Below are 6,070 nucleotides of genomic sequence, written 5' to 3'. Positions count from 1 at the left end.
CTCAAAACCCATTTCCTGCAAGTGGCGGAATTTTTCGCGAAACCGGTAAAGTTCCGCCACTAGCTATTAGAGCCGATTCTGCAATTTCAGCAAGGGCTTTTAGGTTAACGAAAGGTTAACGCGGAGAAGCCCGAAACGTAGAGCAAATGGATATTTCCGTTTAGAGCCTGAAGCTTAGCAAGGCCGCGGCACCGACGGGTTCACGGTATGTTTTACTGTGAATCCTACAAATGTGCCCGCGGCGATTTCGGCGAAAAGCAGAAGACTTCGGCAAAGGCGGTGATCTCCTTGCCGCGACTCACTCACAAAAAACCTTGTAGGATTCGACAACTGACGCCCGATTCCGATTCGTGCTGAGTTCCCGTCGCCTAACAACGACGGAGAAATCCATGCAGGTATTCGCGATCTCGACACCAAAAAATTGCTACGAAGCGCAGCTGGTTCAGGACCATCATAGGCTACGTGCGTCGGTCTTTTCCACTCGCTTGAATTGGGATGTGGAAGTGGTCGACGACTGCGAGGCAGATGGGTTTGACGCTCTCGGCCCGACTTACATCCTGGCTGTCACCGCGGCTGGACGGCTTGCAGGATGTGCGCGCCTTTTGCCTGCGATGGGACCGACCATGCTGGCAGACGTATTTCCATCGCTGCTCCCAAAAGGCCGCCTGAACGCTCATCCCCTGATGGTCGAGAGCTCTCGCTTTTGCGTCGACACCGCCCTCGAAGAGGGGAGGGGAGACGGTTCGGTTCACGAGGCAACGCGGACCATGTTCGCCGGCATCGTAGAATGGTGCCTGGCGGGCGGTCTCACCGAAGTCGTTACGGTAACGGATATCAGGTTCGAGCGAATTCTTGCTCGCGTCGAATGGCCTCTCCAGCGCCTGGGGCAGCCGGAGAAGATCGGTGCCACCACCGCCATCGCAGGCACGCTGCCAGCAAACGCTGAGACCTTCCTGAGGTTACGGCCGCCGAACTACCAATCCAACCTCACCGCCTGCAGTCATCAAGCGTAACGGAGACCACTTTGACCCAGCTTCCTTCTCATCCCCGGCTCGTGCGCAAACTTCAGGAGGCGCTTGGCGATCAACTCTGCATCGCGCTCGAGGACGCGGCGGTCGTCGATATCATGCTCAATCCCGATGGAAAGCTCTTTATCGAACGGCTGGGCCACGGTGTTGCCCCGGCCGGAGAAATGTCCTCGGCGGCCGCGGAAATGGTGATCGGAACCGTCGCTCATGCCCTTCAGTCGGAGGTGGACGACGAGCAACCAATCATCTCGGGCGAATTGCCGATCGGCGGCCACCGTTTTGAAGGGCTGCTGCCTCCAGTGGTGGCCAAGCCCGCCTTCACTATTCGGCGCCGAGCGTCGCGGCTCATCCCGCTCGACGACTACATCCGGTCCGGGGTGATGGGCGAACATCACGCATCGACGATCCGAAGCGCCATCGCCGCAAGGCTCAACATCATCATCTCGGGAGGAACAGGTTCCGGCAAGACGACGCTCGCGAACGCGGTGATCGACGAAATCGTCAAATCCGCGCCGGAAGACCGTCTGGTCATTCTCGAGGACACCGCCGAGATTCAGTGCACGGCTGAAAACGCCGTTCTCCTGCACACCAGTGATACCGTCGACATGGGGCGTCTCTTGAAGAGCACGATGCGGCTTCGGCCTGACCGCATAGTCGTTGGTGAGGTCCGCGATGGCGCTGCGCTCACATTGCTCAAGGCGTGGAACACCGGCCATCCCGGCGGCGTCGCGACAATCCACTCCAACACCGCCATGTCGGCGCTGCGACGACTGGAACAATTAACTGCCGAAGCAAGTCAGCAGCCGATGCAAGAGGTGATCGGCGAGGCGGTCGACCTGATCATCTCGATCGAGCGGACGCCGCGCGGTCGGCGCGTCCGCGACGTGATTCAAGTCGAACGGTTCGCTGGGGGGCAATACGAAACTGAGTCCGGCCAGCTCACCGAAGAAGAGGAGGCGCGCCATGTCGCGTAAAGTTTCCCTCGTCACCATCACGCTCCTTGCGGCCCCGGTCGTGCTTGCTTCATTTGGTCCGGCTCTCGCCAGCTCCTCGGGCGGTGGTCTGCCTTGGGAAGGACCGCTGCAGCAAATCCAGGAGTCGATCACCGGCCCGGTTGCGGGCGCCATTGCGCTCGCGGCAATGGCGATAGCGGGCGGCATGCTGATCTTTGGCGGCGAGCTCAACGATTTTGCGCGACGTCTCGTCTACGTCGTGCTCGTTGCCGGCATCCTTCTCGGTGCGACTCAGATTGTCGGTCTGTTCGGTTCGACCGGTGCGTCAATTGGATTGGCGAAACAACAGCTCAACCCGCCTGCGGGCGGGGAGGCGGCCGATGGCTGAGTCGCTTACCGGATTGCAACGCAATCTCATCCACCGGGCTCTTTCCCGTTCAAATCTTTTGATGGGAGCGGATCGCGAACTGGTGCTGCTCACCGGACTTGCGGCCGTGATCCTAATCTTCGTCGTCCTCACAATCTATTCGGCGATCTTCGGTGTCGCCGTCTGGATCCTGGTCGTCGGGGTTCTCAGGATCATGGCGAAGTCCGACCCACTAATGCGACAGGTCTACATCCGGCACATTTCCTACAGGCCCACCTACAAGGCGACGAGTTCGCCTTGGCGCCGATACTGAGGAGGCGCCCATGGTAGCTCTGAAACGTTTGCGGACCACAGGCCCATCCTTTGCCGATCTCGTTCCTTACGCCGGTCTTGTCGATAACGGCGTTCTGCTTCTGAAGGACGGCAGTCTCATGGCGGGTTGGTACTTTGCCGGCCCCGACTCCGAAAGCGCGACCGCTCTCGAGCGCAACGAGCTGTCGCGGCAGATCAATTCGATCCTCTCTCGGCTCGGAAGCGGCTGGATGATCCAGGTCGAGGCGATCCGCATTCCGACCATGGACTACCCATCCGACGATCGGTGCCATTTCCCCGATCCGGTAACACGGGCGATCGACGCCGAGCGCCGGGCGCATTTTGCGCGCGAACAGGGACATTTTGAGAGCAAGCACGCAATCGTTCTCACCTACCGGCCGCTGGAGTCGAAGAAGACGGCACTGAGCAAATACATCTATTCGGACGAGGAAAGCCGCAAGAAGTCTTATGCGGACACAGTGCTCTTCGAGTTCAAAAACGCCATTCGGGAAATCGAGCAGTATCTGGCGAACAACCTTTCGATCCGTCGGATGGAAACGCGCGTTGTCAGGGAACGAGGCGGGACGCGAAATGCACGGTACGATGAATTGCTGCAGTTCGTTCGCTTCTGCATCACCGGCGAGAGCCACCCGATCCGGCTTCCCGACGTTCCCATGTACCTCGACTGGATCGCGACTGCCGAGCTCGAGCATGGGCTGACGCCGAAGATCGAGAGCCAGTTTCTCGGGATCGTCGCAATCGACGGGTTGCCGGCGGAAAGCTGGCCGGGGATCCTCAACAGCCTGGATCTGATGCCGCTCACCTATCGCTGGTCGTCGCGCTTCATTTTCCTCGATGCCGAGGAGGCACGACAGAAGCTCGAACGCACCCGGAAGAAATGGCAGCAGAAGGTCCGGCCCTTCTTTGATCAATTATTCCAGACGCAAAGCCGGTCCGTTGACCAGGACGCCATGACAATGGTGGCCGAGACCGAGGACGCAATTGCACAGGCTTCGTCGCAGCGGGTCGCCTACGGCTACTACACGCCGGTGATCGTGCTGTTCGATCACGACCGCGAAGCACTCCAGGAGAAGGCGGAGGCGATCCGACGGCTGATCCAGGCCGAGGGCTTCGGAGCGCGGATCGAAACGCTTAACGCCACCGATGCCTATCTTGGTAGCCTGCCGGGCAATTGGTACTGCAATATTCGCGAGCCCTTGATCAACACCAACAATCTGGCCGATCTTATCCCGCTCAATGCGGTCTGGTCAGGTAGCCCGATCGCGCCGTGTCCATTCTATCCGCCAAATTCAGCGCCGCTTATGCAGGTGGCGAGCGGCTCCACACCGTTTCGCCTGAACCTGCATGTCGGCGACGTTGGACATACCCTCGTGTTCGGTCCGACGGGCTCCGGCAAGTCGACCCTTCTGGCGCTGATCGTCGCGCAGTTTCGACGCTACGAGAACGCCCAGGTCTTTGCCTTCGACAAAGGCAACTCACTGCTGCCGTTGACGTTGGCAGGTGGCGGCGACCACTACGAAATTGGCGGAGACACTGAAGGGGAGGGGAAGGCGCTTGCCTTCTGCCCGCTCTCCGAACTCGGAAGTAATGCGGACCGGGCCTGGGCGAGCGAATGGATCGAGATGCTGATCGCGTTGCAAGGCATCACAGTTTCGCCTGATTATCGCAATGCCATCTCCCGGCAGGTCGGCTTAATGGCAAGCGCCCCGGGCCGATCGCTCTCAGATTTTGTGTCTGGGGTCCAGATACGCGAGATCAAGGACGCGCTTCACCATTACACGGTCGACGGTCCGATGGGCCAGTTGCTCGACGCCGAGCAGGATGGCCTTTCGCTTGGCGCGCTGCAAACCTTCGAGATCGATCACCTCATGAATTTGGGAGAGCGCAATCTAGTGCCGGTGCTTACCTACTTGTTCCGGCGCATCGAAAAGCGCCTCGATGGCTCTCCAAGCCTGATCCTGTTGGACGAAGCTTGGCTGATGCTCGGTCACCCCGTTTTTCGCGCAAAGATCCGCGAGTGGCTGAAAGTGCTGCGCAAAGCGAATTGTGCCGTTGTTCTCGCCACACAATCGATCTCGGACGCGGAGCGCTCGGGGATCATCGACGTCTTGAAGGAATCTTGCCCGACGAAAATCTGCCTTCCGAACGGTGCCGCGCGCGAGCCGGGAACGCGGGAATTCTATGAGCGCATCGGCTTTAACGAGCGCCAGATCGATATCGTCGCGGGCGCAGCCCAAAAGCGCGAATATTACGTCGCCACGCCAGAGGGCCGGCGGCTGTTCGATATGACGCTTGGCCCCGTCGCGTTGAGCTTCGTCGGGGCTTCCGGCAAGGACGACCTGAAACGCATCCGGGCGCTGATTGCCGAACACGGCCGTGACTGGCCGATCCATTGGCTGAACACGAGAGGAGTTCACGATGCCGCATCGCAGCTCAATTTCGAGTAGATGGCTGACGGGCTTAAGCGCCCTCGCAATCGGAGTTGCTACCGTGGCGCAGGCCGAAGCTGGCACCGCCACCGGCGCAGCAACCGAGTGGACTCAGGTCCTCAACAACGGCGAACTGGTTTCCCTCGTCGGTCAATCCGGCGAGCAGATTCAGAATCAGCTGACACAGATCAGCCAGCTTGCGCAACAGATCGAGACCCAGCTGAACATCTATCAGAACCTTCTCCAGAACACGGCGACACTGCCGTCTTACATGTGGGGAAAGGTCGAAAGCGACCTCAATCGGCTCCGCAGCATTGTTGACCAGGGGCAAAGCATATCGTTCTCGATGGGGAATGCCGACGATGTCTTGCAGCAGCGCTTCCAGAGCTATGCCAACCTCAAGACCAACCTTCCGAATGCAGCCAGCTTCACATCCACGTATCAAACTTGGTCAGATACCAACCGTGACACGATCGCCAGCACATTGAAGGCGGCAAGTCTCACGGCCGATCAATTCGACAGCGAGGAAAACACGATGTCAACGCTGCGCGCGATGTCCGAGACCGCCGACGGGCAAATGAAGGCGCTCCAGGTCGGTCACGAAATCGCTTCGCAGCAAGTCGCGCAGATGCAGAAAATGCGCGGGCTCGTTTCACAACAGATGACCATGATGGGCACCTGGCTCCAGACCGAGCAGACTGACAAGGATCTCGCACAGGCTCGTCGGGAAAAGTTCTTTGGCGCGACTGCACCATCCACGTCCGGCGGGGAAAGGATGAAAGTCGAATGGTGAGAACCAAGTTGATCCTGACCTCTTTCCTGAACGTGGTCGGCATTCTACGCACGGCTTGGCTCATTTTCGAAAGACAGGCGGCGCATGAGCGCCGCGCCACGGTCTTTGATCCCTCGAGAGATTATCCCACCTCTGGCGGGCATAAAATGAAGGTCGAATGGTGATCA

7 protein-coding genes are annotated in these 6,070 nt (G+C 59.2%); all 7 read left to right on the top strand.

Translation table 11 applies throughout. The features are described from left to right. The first annotated feature begins 389 nt into the window (after positions 1-389). From traI to AB8B31_RS33635, 7 genes are read left to right on the top strand one after another with little or no spacing between them, the layout of a single operon-like run. A complete protein-coding gene (gene traI / locus AB8B31_RS33665; protein ID WP_088396720.1) occupies positions 390-1,013 on the top strand; it encodes an acyl-homoserine-lactone synthase TraI in 624 nt (207 codons plus the stop codon). A gap of 11 nt (positions 1,014-1,024) precedes the next feature. Further along, positions 1,025-2,002, top strand: a complete 978-nt coding sequence (gene trbB / locus AB8B31_RS33660; protein ID WP_096771942.1) for a P-type conjugative transfer ATPase TrbB — start codon at positions 1,025-1,027, stop codon at positions 2,000-2,002. Next, positions 1,992-2,369 (top strand): TrbC/VirB2 family protein, encoded by a 378-nt coding sequence (locus tag AB8B31_RS33655; RefSeq protein WP_088396718.1) that lies wholly within the window; start codon positions 1,992-1,994, stop codon positions 2,367-2,369. The genes trbB and AB8B31_RS33655 overlap by 11 nt, the downstream gene beginning before the upstream one ends. Then, complete coding sequence (locus AB8B31_RS33650; protein ID WP_088396717.1) at positions 2,362-2,661, top strand: conjugal transfer protein TrbD; 300 nt, start codon at positions 2,362-2,364, stop codon at positions 2,659-2,661. The genes AB8B31_RS33655 and AB8B31_RS33650 overlap by 8 nt, the downstream gene beginning before the upstream one ends. Positions 2,662-2,671: 10 nt before the next feature. Next, the gene (locus AB8B31_RS33645; protein ID WP_096771941.1) at positions 2,672-5,128 is read left to right on the top strand and encodes a conjugal transfer protein TrbE; all 2,457 of its coding nucleotides are present in this window, start codon (positions 2,672-2,674) and stop codon (positions 5,126-5,128) included. Beyond that, complete coding sequence (gene trbJ, locus AB8B31_RS33640; RefSeq protein ID WP_096771940.1) at positions 5,100-5,903, top strand: P-type conjugative transfer protein TrbJ; 804 nt, start codon at positions 5,100-5,102, stop codon at positions 5,901-5,903. The genes AB8B31_RS33645 and trbJ overlap by 29 nt, the downstream gene beginning before the upstream one ends. Next, positions 5,897-6,067 carry an entry exclusion protein TrbK gene (locus tag AB8B31_RS33635; RefSeq protein WP_096771939.1) on the top strand — a complete coding sequence of 57 codons (171 nt, stop codon included), beginning with the start codon at positions 5,897-5,899 and terminating at the stop codon, positions 6,065-6,067. The genes trbJ and AB8B31_RS33635 overlap by 7 nt, the downstream gene beginning before the upstream one ends. Positions 6,068-6,070: the final 3 nt, after the last annotated feature.

Source organism: Rhizobium sp. 62_C5_N11_2 (assembly GCF_051811185.1).
Lineage (GTDB): Bacteria > Pseudomonadota > Alphaproteobacteria > Rhizobiales > Rhizobiaceae > Rhizobium > Rhizobium leguminosarum.
The sequence above is the reverse complement of the archived record's forward strand: the minus strand, read 5'-3'. Positions and strand labels throughout refer to the sequence as shown.

Excerpts from the sequence above, each read along its gene's own strand:
- traI (WP_088396720.1), top strand. The coding sequence starts at position 390 with ATGCAGGTATTCGCGATCTCGACACCAAAAAATTGCTACGAAGCGCAG.
- AB8B31_RS33655 (WP_088396718.1), top strand. The coding sequence starts at position 1,992 with ATGTCGCGTAAAGTTTCCCTCGTCACCATCACGCTCCTTGCGGCCCCG.
- AB8B31_RS33650 (WP_088396717.1), top strand. The coding sequence starts at position 2,362 with ATGGCTGAGTCGCTTACCGGATTGCAACGCAATCTCATCCACCGGGCT.
- AB8B31_RS33645 (WP_096771941.1), top strand. The coding sequence starts at position 2,672 with ATGGTAGCTCTGAAACGTTTGCGGACCACAGGCCCATCCTTTGCCGAT.
- trbJ (WP_096771940.1), top strand. The coding sequence starts at position 5,100 with ATGCCGCATCGCAGCTCAATTTCGAGTAGATGGCTGACGGGCTTAAGC.
- AB8B31_RS33635 (WP_096771939.1), top strand. The coding sequence starts at position 5,897 with ATGGTGAGAACCAAGTTGATCCTGACCTCTTTCCTGAACGTGGTCGGC.